The following is an 18,171-nucleotide window of genomic DNA, read 5'->3' as shown; positions in this document are numbered from 1 at the left end:
TCAAACCTTGTGGTTTTTTCTTAAAAGCACTCTATCTCTCATTCATTCAAAACGACCTTAAACATTACCGGCCGGTAACTATATTTCCTTGTTGGAGGCAAAATCATGGCATGGATTCAAATCACCACAGACGTAGCTGAACCCGTTGCAGAACCTTTATCCGATATGATGACGGAAATCGGAGCGGTATCTGTCACATTTATGGATGCACAAGACGAACCGATTTACGAACCAGAACTTGGCACAACCCCCATCTGGTCACTCACAAAAGTTATGTCACTGTTTGATGCTGAGACCAATGCCAAACTTATTGTTGAAACCATTCAAGCGAATATGCCAGACCTTAAAGACCATTACTTTAAAGTTGAAGCAATTGAAGACAAAGACTGGGTTAGGGAGTGGATGGATCAATTTCAACCGATGCAATTTGGTCAAAATCTCTGGATTGTGCCAAGCTGGCACAAAGCACCCAACGCCCAAGCTATTAACCTCATGTTGGATCCCGGCATGGCGTTCGGCACAGGCACTCACCCAACCACCGCGATGTGTTTAGAATGGTTAGACACAAATCCCCCGGCCGGTAAAACCGTGATTGATTACGGTTGTGGCTCTGGAATTTTAGCATTAGCCGCTCAAAAGCTTGGAGCCACCAAGGTCTCAGGAACAGATATTGATCCGCAAGCCATTCAAGCGTCAGAACAAAACGCTGAACGAAACCATGCCTCCATTGATTTTGCATTGGTTCAAAATTTTAATTCCGAGCCGGTCGATCTACTCATCGCGAACATTCTTTCTGGCCCATTAAAAGAGCTGGCAAGCGAATTTGAACGCTTAGTAAAATCCGGTGGTGAGTTAGTGCTTTCAGGCTTATTGACCACTCAGGCAGATGAATTGATTGAACACTATAAAAAATTTGGCTTTGAACTTAGTGAACTTGCCACAACGGACGAATGGGCTAGACTAAGTGGACATAAGGTTTAACCCTAATTTGGTTTAGACCTGAAAGGTTTTTTGGAAAAGACATCACAAGCTCACCTAAGATCGCTTTTATACCCGAATCTGTGCGGGAAAATTCTCTTTGTACTGCATCCCTTTTCCAGAAAACTTTACAAGACTTTCTAATATTCAACATCGGTAAATATGCTAAAAATCGGCCCTTATCAATTTGACAATCCTCTTGTACTCGCGCCAATGGCTGGGATTACCGATGCCGTTTTTCGAGAAATTTGTCGGCAAAATGGCGCAGCTTATACCCTTGCCGAAATGGTTGCGTCAAAAAAAGAACTTTGGGAATCGAAAAAATCCTCGACTCGCCATGTCAATCTCAATGATCCAGAACCGCGTGCGATTCAACTTTTAGGGACAAATCCTGAAGAACTCGCTGAGGCCGCTGCTTGGCAAGTTGAAAATGGTGCGCAAATTATTGATCTCAATATGGGCTGTCCGGCCAAAAAGGTCTGCTCCGTTGCCGCAGGTTCAGTCTTAATGGGTCATCCAGATAAAGTACAAGAAATTTTCACGCAAGTTAAAAACATGGTCGATGTTCCTGTTACCGTCAAAATCCGAACAGGCTTGGACTCTGAACACAAAAATGCCGTTGATATTGCACAAATTGCTGAAGCATGTGAGCTTGATGCCATCACAATTCATGGCAGAACCCGAGCAGAAAAATTTCAAGGAAATGCTGAATACGACACCATAAAAAAAGTAAAACAAACCGTATCGATTCCTGTGATTGCAAATGGTGATATTTGCAGCCCCGAGCAAGCAGAATTTGTATTAAAATACACCGGTGCTGACGGCCTGATGATTGGACGAGCAACCCAAGGCAATCCGTGGTTGTTTCGTGAAACAAATCATTACCTAACGACAGGCGAGATGCTTGCAGGCCCAACAGAGTTAGAATTTTTCAGCACCTTACTCAAACATATTCAGGGACTACATTCTCTGTATGGCGACATTCTTGGCCCTCGAATTGCACGAAAACATTTCGGCTGGTATCTGCAAAACTCACCGGCCGGTATCGAAAATCATCAAGCAATTCGCCGCCAATTTAACCAACTTGATCAAGCACAAACACAACTTGATTTAATTAAGCAACTTTTTGCCCCTCGCTAACGCAGAGGGCTCAAAGCAATCGAAATAAGCATTCGAAAATTATGGGCAAAACACATCATTCAATTTCTTTAAGTGCTCAGGTAACCGCAACACTGGAAACCTACTTTCAGAATTTACAAGACCAAAATACGTGTGATTTATATGAAACTGTCATCGCACAAGTGGAAAAACCTTTACTTGAGGCCGTGTTGAAACAGAACGACTTCAATCAAAGCCAAACCGCAAAAATGCTTGGAATTAACCGTAATACTTTGCGTAAAAAAATGCTCAAATATCAGCTAATCGAATCTTAGAGGTTATGGAAAGTGATCATATCCGACCGGTGATAGATTAAAAAGTAATGTTCACCGTCATGGTCGTTCGACGCAATCACCCCTTATTCTGCGTGGCAGTTTAAGCCAATCACAACCCTGATTTATGAATACATCAAACACCTAATTACTTTTAAACTTTTTGGAGAAAAACCATGAAACCAGTTCGTCGTGCTTTAATCAGCGTGTCTGACAAAAACGGCATTCTTGAATTTGCCAAATCTCTTAGCGACATGGGCGTTGCCATTCTTTCAACCGGCGGTACTTACAAAGTACTTTCTGAAGCGGGCTTACCGGTGACAGAAGTATCTGAATACACAGGTTTTCCAGAGATGATGGACGGTCGTGTAAAAACGTTGCACCCAAAAATTCACGGTGGGCTTTTAGGTCGTCGTGGCAAAGACGATGCAGTGATGGCTGAGCATGGAATTGATGCCATTGATATGGTGGTGGTGAACCTTTACCCATTTGAAGCAACAGTCGCGAAGACGGATTGTTCACTAGAAGATGCAATTGAAAACATCGATATCGGTGGTCCAACCATGTTGCGTTCCGCGGCGAAAAATCACAATGACGTTGCTGTTGTCACCGATCCTGCTGACTATGGTCGTATTCTTGCAGAGATGTCTGACAACGACGGTCAACTATCTCACGCCACTCGTTTTGATCTAGCGATTAAAACATTCGAGCAAACTTCACGTTACGATGGCGCGATTTCAAACTACTTCGGCAAAATGTTTGCAGAAGAAGGCGATAACTTCTCACGTACCTACAATACTCAGTATGTGAAAAAGCAAACCATGCGTTACGGCGAAAACCCTCACCAAGAAGCGGCTTTCTACACTGAACGCAACCCACAAGAAGCATCGATTTCAACGGCAACCCAAATCCAAGGAAAAGAGCTATCTTTCAACAATATCGCTGATACCGATGCAGCTCTTGAACTGGTAAAAACCTTTGACGAAACAGCTTGTGTAATCGTCAAGCACGCCAACCCTTGTGGTGTGTCAATTGGAACAACTCAGTTTGAAGCCTATGATCGTGCTTTTAAAACCGACCCAACCTCCGCATTTGGTGGCATTATCGCTTTCAACACTGAACTCGATGAAGAAACAGCCAAAGCGATTGTGGATCGTCAGTTTGTTGAAGTCATTATTGCACCTACCGTTTCAAACGCGGCGAAAGCAGCCATTGCTGAAAAGAAAAATGTACGCCTATTAGAGTGTGGTGAATTTAATGGTCAGCACAAAGCGTACGACTACAAAAAAGTTACCGGCGGGTTATTGGTTCAAGATCGTGATTTAGGCACAGTTGCTGCCGACGATTTAAAAATCGTCACTAAACGTGCCCCAACAGATAAAGAAATGACTGACTTAATGTTTGCTTGGAAAGTAGCAAAATTCGTTAAATCTAACGCAATTGTTTATGTTAAAGACGGCATGACAATTGGTGTCGGTGCCGGTCAAATGAGCCGTGTATATTCAGCTAAAATTGCTGGCATTAAAGCGGCAGACGAAGGTTTAGAAGTTCCAGGTTCTGTTATGGCATCCGATGCTTTCTTCCCATTCCGCGACGGTATTGATGCCGCAGCCGAAGCAGGCATCACCGCAGTGATTCACCCAGGTGGTTCAATGCGTGATCAAGAAGTCATTGATGCCGCAAATGAACACGGTATCGCCATGGTCTTTACAGGCATGCGTCACTTTAAGCACTAAATTAATAGTCCGATGACTCCTCTGTAGGGTACGATTTATCTAATCGTACCCTCTCACGATTCAAAACCGCTGCGATAACCCATAGGAATTACTGGTTAATTCACGAGGGTTTGCCAACTGTGCTTGAGCGTGAATTCCAAGCTGCTTGCCATTTTTGTGAGCTAAAAAATAGACCTCACGTTCCGCACTTTGCTTGTTTCGATAATATTGAATTAAAGTCTGTAAATTGGCTTTTTGCTTAGCAATAGCTGGATCAATTTCACCAAATTTTTGTATCCAATACTGATGCCTAGCTTTCGCTTTTTTGACAGGGTTATAATTCGAAACACGCATTAATACCGGCTCTTGCTCCGCCACATCCTCAATACATTGATCATAAATATTGCGCTCTAGAATCTTTACCATGTCAGGTACAGCACAAAACTGATCCAATACTTTTTTGTCCGCATAAAAAAACAGAGCACCGTGATCGACTTTACCAAATTCATTTTTTGCCATACCTAAGAGAATAGACTGCTCTGTTTCTCGCAAAAAACGATGCAAAATACGAAACACCTTATTGTGAAAAAACATACCGTCGTCTTCGGGAAAGACCGAGCTTAAAATTAATTTTTTCATAATACACCTATAAAAGTAGAGGCTCAGCCTCGCTGAACCCTAAAAAATAGAATCGTTCCGGTGAGATTACTTCGCGCTGTAAACACCGCCACGAATCATCGAGGCAATTAAATAATGTTGTTCGTTGCTATCCATAGGTTTTTCATTGATCAGCTTTGATAAAGCATCGAATACATGGTTTTTAGCACGTCTAAGGCAGCCAAAACGCTTGTCAGGTCCGTAAGGATCAACTGGAATTGCATGCATCGCATTATCTTCATACCAAGTGTCAATGGTTCTTAAACCATTGCCGATTTTTTGGGTGTGCATTCCTGCCTGATTACCCCGAACTCTAAACAACGTTTTATCGCTTGAGCCGTCCACAAACTCTTCCGAAGGATAAACCTCCTGTCCTTCTCCTAACTCGATTCGATAGTGATACTTCAATAAAACGATCTCTTCCACACCACCTTGCAAAGCCTGAACTAAGGTCTCAGAAAGCACTGGTAATTGAGCGTGTAATTCAGCTAAATCCGCTGAAAAATCTAAACGTGGATTCACAGCCAAATCCATTGAAAGCGTTTCTGTCTTCAGACTCAATTGAATATTCTTTGCTCGTCCATTGCGGTGAAGAGGCGCCCCTTTTACAAACTGAATTAAAGTACGCTTGGCAATTTCCTCAAAATAAGGTGTTTGTTCATCAGCAAGGTAATAACTCTTAAGCAATGCCAATACCTCTCCATCGTTACAATTAATAGCATCAATCATATTCACGATTCGAATCGTACCTTTTACATGCAAGGTATCTTGTTCGTAATCCAAAAAACAGCCATCCACAGTTTGCGGGTTCCCATCTGGACTGACAGGGTCTCCCTTTTTAGTTTTTTCTTCGATTTTTTTTAACTCAGCATGTGCGCCAAGCGTTCCTAAAACCGAACGCTGTTGAATCTCCAACGGTATTAATTCCCCATCGAATCCAGATGAGCCAAACATTAAGGCGTGCGAAGGATCAATTGCGCCCGTTAAAGAAAGTAATGTCGGTAATTTTTTCGCCATTTCTATAAATCCTATTAAAGCGTCCATTATCAAAGCGATGTTTGACAAAGGACGAAATCATCAAATACATATACAAACCACCTTTACGGTGAAACCTCTTACTCAATTGCCTACAATTCAACTTGTGTTAACCAGACACTCTCCTTTGCGTTATGCCATTGCCAAAATAATTCATCTAAACGGTTTAGACGAAAGTAAGACAACTTTTTCGCGGTCACGACCGGCTCTGCAAACACATGAGGCTGATCAAATCGCGTACCATTTCGTTTTCTTGGCTCTTCAAGAAACTGGTAACCCAGTAAATCTAAGAAATACCATCCTTTTTGTTTTTTAGAGTAATGTTTCTGCTTTACACCATTAACTGTCTCTTCTGCGATGTAGGTAAAAGTAAACTGACGAACCGCTTCGGTCACATCAAACTCTTCAACCACTGTCTCGAACTCATCGCTGGCATCTTCAACCACCCAACCTTTTTCATAAGTTAATGCCTCTTCTAAACTACTGACAGAACGAAAAACTAAATCCATTTGCACCTTCTCTAGATTGGTGATTTTTCCACCAGCAACACGCGCTCTTTGCAAAAATGTCTGCCACTTCGGCAATAACTCATCCTCAACGTCTACACCTCGGTGAAACGAAATCGCAAATACCAAAGTGGCTGTAAAATTACATAAGGATTCACTCAATGTAATCTCACTCGGACTCATACTTTTATGAGCAGCCCCTCCAGATTTATGAAATGCTGGAAAAGCTTTTTTACCCGCTTGAAACTCAAAGTGCTTGATAATCGACAAGGCCTGAACAGGTTCTTCAAGCAATTCATCCGCTAAATCAGACTGTTTTAGCTGAAAGGCAAAGGCTTCTGCCATACCTAAAATGGACGAAGTTGGATAAGCATTCGTTAAATAACTGGTAGTTGCATTAGCCCCTTCAACTTGTACGTCTTTCATCACAAAAAATAACTTAGGCATAGCGAGTCACCTCTTCTTTTAACGCTGTAACAAACTGCTCGGTTAAACACGCTTTGGCATAGTCTTGATTTCGCATCGATTGCAAAATTAATTCCTGCCAAAATGCCATCACGTCGGCTTTTCCTAATCCTTTGGATTTTGGAGCAAAAATCCCCTGAAAAATCTGCAACAATGCCGGCTTTATGGGGAAATTTTCTTGATTCAACCACAACATCTCTACTTGAGAAACAGCAAATTGCAAAAGCAACCAAGAGGATTGTTGTGCCATTTTTTCGCGTTGCAATTTAGGTATCTCAGAATTACTCATAACTTTTGCAGCTTGATTCAAAAGCCCACGTAGCTCAGATAAAACTAAATGTCCTTTAGTTGCCAACACATATAAAGCACGTTGATTAGCAGCACTCTCTTTTGGAAACGGCATCTTAAATTGGTTTAAAGCTCCCCCTCCCAATAAATTCGTATAAGAAACGTTGCCAGGCTTAGTACCGCCCAAAAACTTTTCGTTCAAATCTATTAACTTACCTTTCTCATAGCGCAATCGACTAAACACTTGCAAATTATGGTGATTAAACACTGGCGATACCAAAACATAGCCATTATTAAAAGGCACTGTAATTTGTTTTGAATATCCATCAACCTCAGTTATTTCAGGCGCTGGATGACTTAAATAATCTTGCAAGGATTGCACATAAGGTTTGCCATAAATCGCTTGCAGACTCATTAAAATTTCAGCTTCTAATTCCGAATGATTCGCCAAATGCACATAAAGACTCTGATTATTTAATACCAAATTTAAATGCTTATAAACACCACTTTGCGAACCATCGTAAGGCGCAAAAGTTCGTTGATTAACTCCTAAAGTAAACGAACTAATCCCCTTTAAACTTGCTCTGGCATTAGGCTTAAACAAGCTAGAATCTTCAGTGTTAATAAACCCGCGATTGGTAAAGTTATGACAACCTCGAGTTTTTTCAGGGAAAACGGTTTGGTGATTTTTTATTTCATTAAATTCAAGCACCCAATGACTTTCAAAAATGGTTAAAACAGGATCCTGCAATTTTTCAAAATTACTCAGATAGATAAAACCTTTGACATTATCGGGAGAACACTCTACCCCTTCCCGATATAACGGCTTAACGACATCCTCAATTTTTTTTGCCTTAAACAGGCACTGTTGAGATTTTTGCAAATCTTTAAGGATTTTGTCTTTTAGCTCCTGCTTAAAATTCAACTGATCAATTAAGACACCTGTTGATATTTCATCAATACTTATTTGCATAAAAACCTCATACAATTAAATTCATTTTTAATAAACTAGCTTTTAAAAAACAAAAGTCAACTTATTTCCTAGCATACCTATTTATTAATATGCACAAATTTAATACATAATTAATCATATATAGATACACAAAAGAATTGAAAAAATGAACATCATTTTAATCAATGAAAGTAAAAAGAAAGCATTGAGCCTAAGCCGCAGAATCCTTGCACAATATCTTCCTAATATTGGCAAAAATGTTTATTCGGGCGCTATCACTGAAAAAGGGTTGCAAGCGCTCAAAGCCGAGCTGAATTCTGTAGCGAGCAAGAATACGACAGTCGCGTGCTATAAAATTACAACGCGTTCTCGAATTGAATTGGAATGGATTGTAGGCAGTGCTGAGAATTACAGTGAAAATGGCGAATTTATATTTCGTTATACCAGCAAAAAATTTGAATCTTTCGCCATTCCCGAACACCTGAATGATCTAAAAAAATTCTTAACACAACTGAATGTCATCACAGGCTTAGTGCATGATATTGGAAAGGGTTTTTACTATTTTCAAAATAAGCTCTCACTAAATCCAGACGACCCAAACTTAAAAAAAGCCTTGCACAATGCCGACCCGATTCGGCATGAAAAACTCTCGTATGATTTATTCAGTCCTTTGTTCAAAGGTCACTCTAAAAAGCCTTTTGAAGAACAAATTCAAACAATTATTGAACAAATTGCTAACTTTGATTTTCTTGCCTGCTATAAGGTCAGTAAAGAACTTCAAACAAACCGAGGGCTCTTTGAAGCCATTTTGCAAATCACCTTGTCCCATCATCGCCTAATTTGGAATATTTACGGTGCAAACGAAACCTATGGTCGAGCCTATGATGCAAAACAACACACAAAACTGATTGAAGCTTATCAACAGCAGTCACTTTTAATCAACGATGCAACCTATCGAGAGAAGTTACAAAATAGTTTTCAGAAATTGCTGGAAATTTATCAAGACTCACAACATCAATCCTATTTAGAAAGTATTTTAGCCGAGAACAGCACTTTAGATAAACTGACGCAATACCTACTACGCCCAGCGTTTATTTTGGCAGACCAACATTTTTCTTCTCAAAACATGCAGCAAGAACGTTGGAATCAACATCAAACACCTTATGCCAATCTTTACACTCATCAAGACAACCAATACTACAATCAAACCCTTGAAGAACATTTATTGGGCGTCAGCAAAACCGCCAATCAAACCACACGCTACTTGTTTCAACTCGCTTTTGGCTCGCAAGAACCGGCCTTTTCGCACTTAGCCTATGCGCCTAAAAAACTGCTAAAACGGGTACCACTAGCACTGCAACACAACTTTGGCTGGCAAAACAATGCTGTAGATTCCATTACAAAAACCATCAACCCAAACAGCCAAAATGAAATGTATTACGGCTTTATTGGCTGCCTAATGGCGAAAACAGGCGCTGGAAAAACCATTGCCGCCCCAAAAATCATGAGCGCAATCAATCAAAATCAAGATTTGCGTTTTAGCTGCTTACTTGGTTTAAAAAGCTTAACCTTACAAACCTATCAAGAATATCAAGAGTTTCTCAAAATTGACCCTGAAGCAATCGCCGGGATTATTGGTTCCACTCATAGCCGAGAGCTTTTTGAACAAAACCAAACCCATCAAAAACTAAACCGGCCGGTAAAGAATTCTGAACAAAGTGTATTAGAAGACGCGCAAGAGGAAGAACAACAAACCGAGTTAATTTACGAACAAAAGCTCTCAGAAGACTTGCCCAAATTTCTGCAATTTGCAGACAATAAATTTCAACCAAAACTGGCAAAAATTCTCGATGCACCGGTTTTAAGTTGCACCATTGATTACTTAATTTCAGGCATCAACAGCACCAAGTCGAATGCCTCAAAATATCTGTTAAGAATTATGAGTTCAGATTTAATTATTGATGAAATCGACAACTACCAACCTCAGCAACTCCCCAGTATCTTACGTTTGATCTATCTCAGCGGTTTCTATGGTCGCAAAGTCCTAATCAGTTCTGCAACCATTTCAAACCGGTTGGCAAAAGAACTTAATCATGCCTATCAAACAGGCTACCAACTACACTGCCAAATTAAACAAATTCCTTGTCGAATTTATCAAGGCTTCTACACTCACGAACCCGATCTTAATCAAACCGTCTTGTTGGATGAAAACGCTGCCAACTCAACAATTATCGATGCATTTTTTGAAGAGTTTAAACAACTCATTCAACACAATGACCGCAAACGCCGCTTAAAAATATTACCGCTTGAACAGGACTTCACATTAGAACAGGTCTATGAAAATGTGCTGGAAAAAACCTTTGAACTATTTGATAGATTTGCCACACCCATTGAAAAAACATCGTTTAGCACAGGATTAATCAAACTTGCCAACGTTCAATATATACGTGAATTGGGCGCTATGATTTTAGACGGAAGCTTTAACCATTTAATCCCAGAAAATGCGCTGTTTAAAGTTGAAATTTATCACTCAAAAAATCTTGAAATTAAAAAAGCCTATCAAGAACATCAACTCGCACAGCTACTTACTCGTAAAGATACAAAACCTCTTTTAAAAGAGACCGACTGCTTCCAACAATTAAAACAAGAAGCCAAACAGAAAAATAAAACCCATATTTTTGTGCTAGTCATCGCTTCTCCGATTATTGAAACGGGACGAGATTTTGATTTTGATTGGATTATTAACGAACCACGCGACCACCGAAGTATTATTCAAACCTTTGGTCGCCAATACCGCCACCGAAAAACCCCCAAACACAATGGCTGCTATGTGCTTGAAAGAAGCCTGAAATGTTTTGACATTGAAAATCAAAGCAATCCCTATCAATACCCTGGATTTTGTGATGGCTTGGGACAAAAGGCAGCTCATTACAATGAACAAACATTTACTGAATTATTTGAATTCGACGAAGATGACTTTATCAATGCCGGCATTATTCTCGATGATGAATCCAAAAACCTTGCCAAGGGAATTGAAATCAAAAGTTTCAACGAAATTATTCAACATGACGATGGCTTTAAAAAAGGCTTTCTACAGGATTCCGAAGTCACCTATTCAGCCACACAAGAAAAAGCCCTACCGTTTCGAGAAAGCGACCCTCAAAACGCGGAAGTACAACTAACCTATTCGCTGGGACAGCTCAGCCTTCAACCGCTTGAAAATCATTTATCTGCTGAGGCACTTAATATCACATTCGACCAACAAGAACCGAAACACACAGATTATTTACTCATCGCCAAACCATTGTTAGACATTATTGATTTTTACTATCAAGGACAAACCGAGCATTATTTTGAGCAAATGCGCATCCTTAGATATCGCGACAAAGAAGGCAATCAATACAATGAATACTTAGGATGCTTATAAAAGAATACGCATCACTCTAAAACAGAAAATACAATCAAAAATCGAAAAAACTCTAAGCTATTGATTTTTATAAGCTCTTTAACAATTTGGAAAAACCATTCGTTTTTAACGAAAAAATTGATAATCGTTTGAATCAAAACGATAATCTTTGACGTTTCTATAGTTCATCACCACACAGGTGATTTAGAAATTTGACTGCATTTTGATTTTTTTTAGGTGCTGGTTCATCACCACACAGGTGATTTAGAAATTTGCACGCCGCCAACTGTTAGCGATGGCAGCGTTCATCACCACACAGGTGATTTAGAAAAAGAATTTATTGGCCGTAACTTAACCGGTGCGGTTCATCACCACACAGGTGATTTAGAAAGTATGCCGGAAAACACGTTTCTAATGATTCACGTTCATCACCACACAGGTGATTTAGAAAATCTAGTGAAACACTATGGCGGCGGTTACAACGTTCATCACCACACAGGTGATTTAGAAATAAATCCAGCGTGCGCATGAGCGCATCTGCCAGTTCATCACCACACAGGTGATTTAGAAAATGAGTCGGTTTTGGCCAGACAATCGGGTGGCGTTCATCACCACACAGGTGATTTAGAAAACTTGCACGCCTTGCGCATTGATTGTTGCATTGTTCATCACCACACAGGTGATTTAGAAAGTCTTGATAGGCGCTATCCATGTCGCTTTGATGTTCATCACCACACAGGTGATTTAGAAAATCAACATCAGGTGTTGGTACTTTTATCAATAGTTCATCACCACACAGGTGATTTAGAAAGCTTGTTGATGAAAATGGCGATGCGGTACTCGGTTCATCACCACACAGGTGATTTAGAAATTCTACAATGGTCGGCAAGTTTAAATAAGAACGTTCATCACCACACAGGTGATTTAGAAATAATGAAATTCTTGGAAAACCATTCAGCAATTGTTCATCACCACACAGGTGATTTAGAAAGCATGAGTGTTTGGGTCAATGGTTGCCAGAACGTTCATCACCACACAGGTGATTTAGAAAAATGCCGCCATTGCCGAAGCCGCAGGCCGGATGTTCATCACCACACAGGTGATTTAGAAAATAATGCTTGACCATATTGCAGACGATTAACCGTTCATCACCACACAGGTGATTTAGAAAAAAAGACAAAGCCCCTAAAATCGTATCTGTTCGTTCATCACCACACAGGTGATTTAGAAAGCTCCGGTTCAAGTGTCTGGAGATGGGTTTGCGTTCATCACCACACAGGTGATTTAGAAAACCCAAAAATTGAAACTGACGAATTCCCCAAGGTTCATCACCACACAGGTGATTTAGAAAGTGACTATGTTAAAGGGTTTTGTCATTTAAGGGTTCATCACCACACAGGTGATTTAGAAATTGTGCGTTTTGCGGGTCAAACAGGGAGAGGAGTTCATCACCACACAGGTGATTTAGAAAACAGCAACAACCCCAACAAGGTTACGGCAACGGTTCATCACCACACAGGTGATTTAGAAATGAGCCGCGTTGAATTTTGCTTTTTTGTTGCGGTTCATCACCACACAGGTGATTTAGAAATTATGCTGAAATTTCTTGGTTTACCTGGCACAGTTCATCACCACACAGGTGATTTAGAAAAAGTAGCTTTTTTGCTAAATCAATCTGGTCTTGTTCATCACCACACAGGTGATTTAGAAAGTATAAATCGCCCCTGCAGTGCCGTCTGCTGTGTTCATCACCACACAGGTGATTTAGAAAATATATCCAAGCATGGATGTAAGTGGATTTTTGTTCATCACCACACAGGTGATTTAGAAAATGATATCGATCGTGCAAAACTTGAATCTACTGTTCATCACCACACAGGTGATTTAGAAATTTGTGGCCATGTTTCGCACCCAATAGCTCGTGTTCATCACCACACAGGTGATTTAGAAAAACCGATTTATTCGCATCAACAATTTGATTGAGTTCATCACCACACAGGTGATTTAGAAAACCCGTGGCCGACAACTCAGAAACAAATAAATGTTCATCACCACACAGGTGATTTAGAAAGCCGCCCATACCGGCTTGAAAGTAGTTCGCTAGTTCATCACCACACAGGTGATTTAGAAAGAAAACTCACTGACATTCTTTTTCGAGTTGCGGTTCATCACCACACAGGTGATTTAGAAAATTGACTTTGGAGGTTTAGAGTATCCTGAAGAGTTCATCACCACACAGGTGATTTAGAAAAATGATAAACAAAGCTGGTGGTGCAGGCTACCGTTCATCACCACACAGGTGATTTAGAAAGCAAAGGCAATGTAGTCTTTGTGCAAAGTGTTGTTCATCACCACACAGGTGATTTAGAAAACATAAAGCAATTAATATCATTGCGGCTTTTGGTTCATCACCACACAGGTGATTTAGAAATCCACTTCTGCAATTGTTGTAGCTCTGTTAATGTTCATCACCACACAGGTGATTTAGAAATAGTCGTTCAGCTTCTTCAGGCGTAAATTCAAGTTCATCACCACACAGGTGATTTAGAAATGCAGAGCCGCCGAATGCTTCGACGTAATATTGTTCATCACCACACAGGTGATTTAGAAATATTTGGCGAAAAGATTCATGCCACCGTTAATGTTCATCACCACACAGGTGATTTAGAAAAACCATCAACTAAATTAAAAGTTGTCCCATCGGTTCATCACCACACAGGTGATTTAGAAAGGCGGCTTTTCGCTTTTGTTCCGACCACCAACGTTCATCACCACACAGGTGATCTAAAAAGATACCGGCCGGTAAAAATCAGTCAAACGTATCAAAATACCCTATTAATTTAAAAGTGATTAACCTTTATCGAAACAATAAACCACAACATCTAACCTTCCTTTTCTCAACTTCTTTAGGAGCCTTTTTATGCCTATCGATATTCTTCCATCCAAACGTCAGGGCTTGTATTTTCTGGAACATTGCCGTGTTTCACAGGTGGATGAACATATTGTGTATTCCAAATCACAAAAGAAAGTCGTGCAATTTTTTAGCATTCCAGTCAAAAACACTTCCGTGATTTTACTCGGCAGTGGAACTAGCATTACTCAAGCCGCTGTTCGCCAACTCGGAGATTCTGGCGTTATGATTGGATTTACTGGCGGAGATGGTTCACCGCTTTTTATGGGTTCTATGTCTGAGTACCGTCCCAATGAATACTTTTTTAGCTATCTAAAAATTTGGCAAGATGAGGAAAAACGTCTTGAAATGGCGAAAGTTTTCCAAATCTATCGCGCCGATTTTGTACTCCAAGCTTGGAAGAAGTTTGGCTATCGTTTCGACTCACTCAATAAAATCAGTGACACCTTTAAGCAGAAAATAACCTTAGCAAATACGAATCAGCAAATCATGGAAGCCGAAGGCAAATTTGCCTCCTCACTTTATCAACTCAATGCCCAATTACTCGGTTGCGAATTCGCTCGCAAACCTGGTCAAAAAGACGAAAATGACCGATTTAATTCTTATTTAGATAATGGGAATTACCTCGCTTATGGATTAGCTTCTGTCGTGCTTTGGACTTATGGGCTTCCTTTCCAAATGGCGGTTAACCATGGCTATACTCGGCGTGGGGCAATGGTGTTTGATGTTGCAGATATTATTAAAGATGGCGTGATTATGCCTGCTGCGATGAAAGCCGCAGCAGACGGCTTGAGTCGATCTGAAATGCGTAAGCTTTGTATTGAAAATATTCAAAACAATAAAACTTTGGATTATTTATTTGAAACACTTAAACACTGTTTAAGCTGAGTTAGCCGCATTTTTTTGCAGTGTTTGCCCAAATCCTTCATAATTAGCGCAAATTTATTGAAGTGCAAAACAGGATAAGAATCATGAATATTTTGGTAATCGGTAGTGGTGGGCGTGAGCACGCTTTGGCATGGAAAGCGGCACAGTCGCCACTGGCAGAGCAGGTTTTTGTTGCACCGGGTAATACAGGAACGGACCTTGAGCCGAATTTAACCAATGTGGCAATTGGCGTGGAAGATTTAGACGGTTTGGTTGAGTTTGCAAAAAACAACGACATCGGCTTAGCGATTGTTGGCCCTGAGGTTCCATTGGTTTTGGGCGTGGTTGATGCATTTGAGGCCGCTGGTTTGAAATGTTTTGGTCCAACCAAAGGCGCTGCGCAACTTGAAGGGTCAAAGGCATTCTCAAAAGATTTCTTAGCCAAACACAATATTCCTACTGCTGCGTATCAAGTGTTCACGGAAATCGCTCCGGCTGTCGATTACATTAAAGAAATGGGCGCCCCGATTGTTATCAAGGCCGATGGGCTAGCGGCTGGTAAAGGCGTTATTTTGGCCGATACCATTGATGAAGCGATTGCCGCAGTTGAAGATATGCTTGAAGGCAACAAGTTCGGCGATGCCGGTGCGCGCGTGGTGGTTGAAGAATTTTTGGTTGGTGAAGAGGCAAGTTTCATTGTTATGGCAGATGGTGTGAATGTTCTGCCAATGGCAACATCACAAGATCATAAGGCACGTGATAACGGTGATACAGGGCCAAATACAGGTGGCATGGGCGCTTACACACCGGCTCCTGTGGTCACTCCTGAGATCCATGATCGTGCAATGAAAGAAGTGATTATGCCAACCATTGAAGGCATGGCAAAAGATGGTCTGCCTTATACCGGCTTTTTATATGCAGGTTTAATGATTGATGCGAACGGTGCACCAAAAGTTTTGGAGTTTAACTGCCGTTTTGGTGACCCTGAAACCCAGCCTATTATGATGCGTTTGCAATCTGATTTAGTTCAACACTGTCTAGATGCGTTAGAGGGCAAACTTGATACTGCTGAAGCGAAATGGGATTCTCGCGCGGCTTTAGGTGTTGTCATGGCGGCCGGTGGTTATCCAGATGCCTATCCAAAAGGTGATGTGATTACCGGCATTGAAGATGCCAACTCAGACGATACTAAAGTGTTCCATGCTGGTACTTCAAGCAATGAAAACGGCGATGTTACGACAAACGGTGGTCGAGTATTGTGTGTGACAGCACTGGGCGAAAATGTGACCGCAGCACAAAAACGTGCCTATGAAGGTGTAGCAAAAGTCAACTGGGAGAAAGTTTACTATCGTACCGATATTGGTCATCGTGCGGTGAAACGCGAAGCTGAATAACGAAAATTCGCTTTCAACAACTCTGAGAAAAGCGCCAATGGAATTACCCTTTGGCGCTTTTTTCTTTTGATTCTCTTTAGTTTTCGCTTTTTCTCTCTAAGGGTGAGTTATCAGCTCTTGAATGATTTGTTTAACGGTTTCTTCGTCCCATTCAATCGCTGCATTCACCGAATAACGCAATTGACCATTGGCATCGATCAAAAAGGAGCTTGGAAACGAGAAAATTTCATATTCCGCTGAAACCTTTCCATCTAAATCCATCAACACCGGAAAATCGACCTGAACCTGACTCATAAACTCTGTAATGACCTCCGGCGACTCTTTAAAATTTATCGAGACAATCTCAAACTGATTGGCATCAAACGACTGAGCTAAACGATTCATTGATGGAATTTCTTTCACACAAGGCGGACACCAACTCGCCCAAAAATTAAGCAGTACAACTTTTCCTCGTTTATCCGATAGATTAAGCGACTGCCCTTTTGCGCTCTGCAGTTCAAAACGAGGCGCTTCTCGCTCAGAAATTTCCACCAAACCTTTAATTCGTTGCGTGACTGCAAACTCTTCTAATTGCTTAGAAGGCTTATAAAGCAAAGGTTTCATCGACGAACTCAAAGTTAGCCAATTCTGAAGCTGATTGGGAATGTCATCCCTTGCAATTCGAGTCGGTTCATCCAATTGTCGTCTTAAAAAATACCAATCACGCATGCCTGCAATAGCGGCAATCGATACCAAGCTTCCTTTATTTTCTAGAGCCGCTTGTAACTCGGGAAGCTTCCAACGAAAAGTTCCTTCACTGGGTTGCACAATGGTAATCGGCAAACTGGTAGCAGAGACAATTGGAAAAAACTGTGGGGCATCACCCGCTTTTTTAGCCGCATCATAAAGGTTCGGGAAAAATAAAACCGTCGTTAAAAGGTGACCAATCCCATTTTCAGGCTTATCCGCTAATTGCCAAAGTCGTGCTCCGCGTAATAGAATCAAATTCATACGGCCGGTAGAAATGGGTACAAACGGTCTACCGGTTTCTTGCGCCGCAGAAAACACGGCTGAAACCCCGTGACCGCTTAGTTGACGGACATTGCTTGGCGTCCGTTCAATAAAATACGATTCAAGTAAATCAACCTGCCAAACATCAAAACCAGTGTCATTGAGCATCTGGATCAAGCCTCGAAATGTGCTTCGCTCGGCATAGCCCTCGGTAAACCAAATCAGAATAGGTGAGTTGGATACTTGATTCGAATCCTCCTTTTGAACCTGATTGTCAAATACTTCATTATTCGCAAATGTCGATGAATACACAGAGACCGTCACTTCTTCATTCAACTCAGGCACGGCAAGCGAGAAACTCTCAGCCTGTGCAAAAGCAGAAAAACACACACTTATTAAAGTACCCATTATTAAACGATACATAGAGTCACCTTCTCCATAACTAAAAGTATATGCTAAAGTATACCTTGATAAATTTTGCAAATACTTACTAAACGAAATTGTGTAAAGACTCCGTTTTACACACTCAATGAGCGCAATAACCTCTTCAAAATCTTAATTTGTTTTAAGTTTTCAG

The 18,171-nt window shown here is 40.9% G+C and carries 12 protein-coding genes and 1 CRISPR repeat array; of the genes, 7 read left to right on the top strand and 5 right to left on the bottom strand.

Annotation, left to right across the window (positions count from 1 at the left end; translation table 11 throughout):
* Window positions 1-105 precede the first annotated feature (105 nt).
* From prmA to purH, 4 genes are all read left to right on the top strand, one after another.
* On the top strand, window positions 106-981 hold the full coding sequence (gene prmA / locus D9T12_RS02815) for a 50S ribosomal protein L11 methyltransferase (protein ID WP_130536753.1): 876 nt from the start codon (window positions 106-108) through the stop codon (window positions 979-981).
* A gap of 159 nt (window positions 982-1,140) precedes the next feature.
* The gene (gene dusB, locus D9T12_RS02810) at window positions 1,141-2,118 is read left to right on the top strand and encodes a tRNA dihydrouridine synthase DusB (protein WP_130536752.1); all 978 of its coding nucleotides are present in this window, start codon (window positions 1,141-1,143) and stop codon (window positions 2,116-2,118) included.
* Between the two features lie 41 nt (window positions 2,119-2,159).
* Window positions 2,160-2,411 carry a helix-turn-helix domain-containing protein gene (locus tag D9T12_RS02805; protein WP_130536751.1) on the top strand — a complete coding sequence of 84 codons (252 nt, stop codon included), beginning with the start codon at window positions 2,160-2,162 and terminating at the stop codon, window positions 2,409-2,411.
* Between the two features lie 173 nt (window positions 2,412-2,584).
* On the top strand, window positions 2,585-4,144 hold the full coding sequence (purH, locus tag D9T12_RS02800; protein ID WP_130536750.1) for a bifunctional phosphoribosylaminoimidazolecarboxamide formyltransferase/IMP cyclohydrolase: 1,560 nt from the start codon (window positions 2,585-2,587) through the stop codon (window positions 4,142-4,144).
* A 60-nt stretch (window positions 4,145-4,204) separates the two neighbouring features.
* Here purH and D9T12_RS02795 read toward each other — a convergent pair whose 3' ends face one another.
* The 4 genes from D9T12_RS02795 to D9T12_RS02780 form a co-directional block, all read right to left on the bottom strand.
* Complete coding sequence (locus D9T12_RS02795; protein WP_130536749.1) at window positions 4,205-4,762, bottom strand: hypothetical protein; 558 nt, start codon at window positions 4,760-4,762, stop codon at window positions 4,205-4,207.
* A gap of 66 nt (window positions 4,763-4,828) precedes the next feature.
* Window positions 4,829-5,797: a type I-F CRISPR-associated protein Cas7f/Csy3 gene (locus D9T12_RS02790; protein WP_165395023.1), complete on the bottom strand. Its 969-nt coding sequence runs from the start codon at window positions 5,795-5,797 to the stop codon at window positions 4,829-4,831.
* Between the two features lie 110 nt (window positions 5,798-5,907).
* Window positions 5,908-6,768: a type I-F CRISPR-associated protein Csy2 gene (locus D9T12_RS02785; protein WP_130536747.1), complete on the bottom strand. Its 861-nt coding sequence runs from the start codon at window positions 6,766-6,768 to the stop codon at window positions 5,908-5,910.
* A complete protein-coding gene (locus D9T12_RS02780) occupies window positions 6,761-8,047 on the bottom strand; it encodes a hypothetical protein (RefSeq protein ID WP_130536746.1) in 1,287 nt (428 codons plus the stop codon). The genes D9T12_RS02785 and D9T12_RS02780 overlap by 8 nt, the downstream gene beginning before the upstream one ends.
* Window positions 8,048-8,192: 145 nt before the next feature.
* Between D9T12_RS02780 and D9T12_RS02775 the strand changes: the two genes are divergently transcribed.
* The 3 genes from D9T12_RS02775 (at window position 8,193) to purD (ending at window position 16,604) form a co-directional block, all read left to right on the top strand.
* Window positions 8,193-11,453: a DEAD/DEAH box helicase family protein gene (locus D9T12_RS02775; RefSeq protein ID WP_130536745.1), complete on the top strand. Its 3,261-nt coding sequence runs from the start codon at window positions 8,193-8,195 to the stop codon at window positions 11,451-11,453.
* 162 nt (window positions 11,454-11,615) lie between these two features.
* A CRISPR array of direct repeats spans window positions 11,616-14,223; the repeat unit is 28 nt; unit sequence GTTCATCACCACACAGGTGATTTAGAAA.
* Window positions 14,224-14,352: 129 nt separating this feature from the next.
* Window positions 14,353-15,231, top strand: coding sequence for a type I-F CRISPR-associated endonuclease Cas1f (cas1f, locus tag D9T12_RS02770; protein ID WP_206199125.1), 879 nt, complete (start codon window positions 14,353-14,355; stop codon window positions 15,229-15,231).
* 83 nt (window positions 15,232-15,314) lie between these two features.
* Window positions 15,315-16,604: a phosphoribosylamine--glycine ligase gene (gene purD / locus D9T12_RS02765; protein WP_130536744.1), complete on the top strand. Its 1,290-nt coding sequence runs from the start codon at window positions 15,315-15,317 to the stop codon at window positions 16,602-16,604.
* A gap of 96 nt (window positions 16,605-16,700) precedes the next feature.
* On the opposite strand, the gene D9T12_RS02760 is transcribed toward purD, so the two are convergent.
* Window positions 16,701-18,017 (bottom strand): TlpA family protein disulfide reductase, encoded by a 1,317-nt coding sequence (locus D9T12_RS02760; protein WP_130536743.1) that lies wholly within the window; start codon window positions 18,015-18,017, stop codon window positions 16,701-16,703.
* Window positions 18,018-18,171: the final 154 nt, after the last annotated feature.

This window comes from Thiomicrorhabdus indica (assembly GCF_004293625.1).
GTDB lineage: Bacteria > Pseudomonadota > Gammaproteobacteria > Thiomicrospirales > Thiomicrospiraceae > Thiomicrorhabdus > Thiomicrorhabdus indica.
This window is presented reverse-complemented; position numbering and strand designations above follow the sequence as displayed.

Bases quoted from the DNA above. Each gene is read 5' to 3' on its own strand.
- prmA (WP_130536753.1), top strand. From the start codon at position 106: ATGGCATGGATTCAAATCACCACAGACGTAGCTGAACCCGTTGCAGAA.
- dusB (WP_130536752.1), top strand. From the start codon at position 1,141: ATGCTAAAAATCGGCCCTTATCAATTTGACAATCCTCTTGTACTCGCG.
- D9T12_RS02805 (WP_130536751.1), top strand. From the start codon at position 2,160: ATGGGCAAAACACATCATTCAATTTCTTTAAGTGCTCAGGTAACCGCA.
- purH (WP_130536750.1), top strand. From the start codon at position 2,585: ATGAAACCAGTTCGTCGTGCTTTAATCAGCGTGTCTGACAAAAACGGC.
- D9T12_RS02795 (WP_130536749.1), bottom strand. From the start codon at position 4,762: ATGAAAAAATTAATTTTAAGCTCGGTCTTTCCCGAAGACGACGGTATG.
- D9T12_RS02790 (WP_165395023.1), bottom strand. From the start codon at position 5,797: ATGGCGAAAAAATTACCGACATTACTTTCTTTAACGGGCGCAATTGAT.
- D9T12_RS02785 (WP_130536747.1), bottom strand. From the start codon at position 6,768: ATGCCTAAGTTATTTTTTGTGATGAAAGACGTACAAGTTGAAGGGGCT.
- D9T12_RS02780 (WP_130536746.1), bottom strand. From the start codon at position 8,047: ATGCAAATAAGTATTGATGAAATATCAACAGGTGTCTTAATTGATCAG.
- D9T12_RS02775 (WP_130536745.1), top strand. From the start codon at position 8,193: ATGAACATCATTTTAATCAATGAAAGTAAAAAGAAAGCATTGAGCCTA.
- cas1f (WP_206199125.1), top strand. From the start codon at position 14,353: ATGCCTATCGATATTCTTCCATCCAAACGTCAGGGCTTGTATTTTCTG.
- purD (WP_130536744.1), top strand. From the start codon at position 15,315: ATGAATATTTTGGTAATCGGTAGTGGTGGGCGTGAGCACGCTTTGGCA.
- D9T12_RS02760 (WP_130536743.1), bottom strand. From the start codon at position 18,017: ATGTATCGTTTAATAATGGGTACTTTAATAAGTGTGTGTTTTTCTGCT.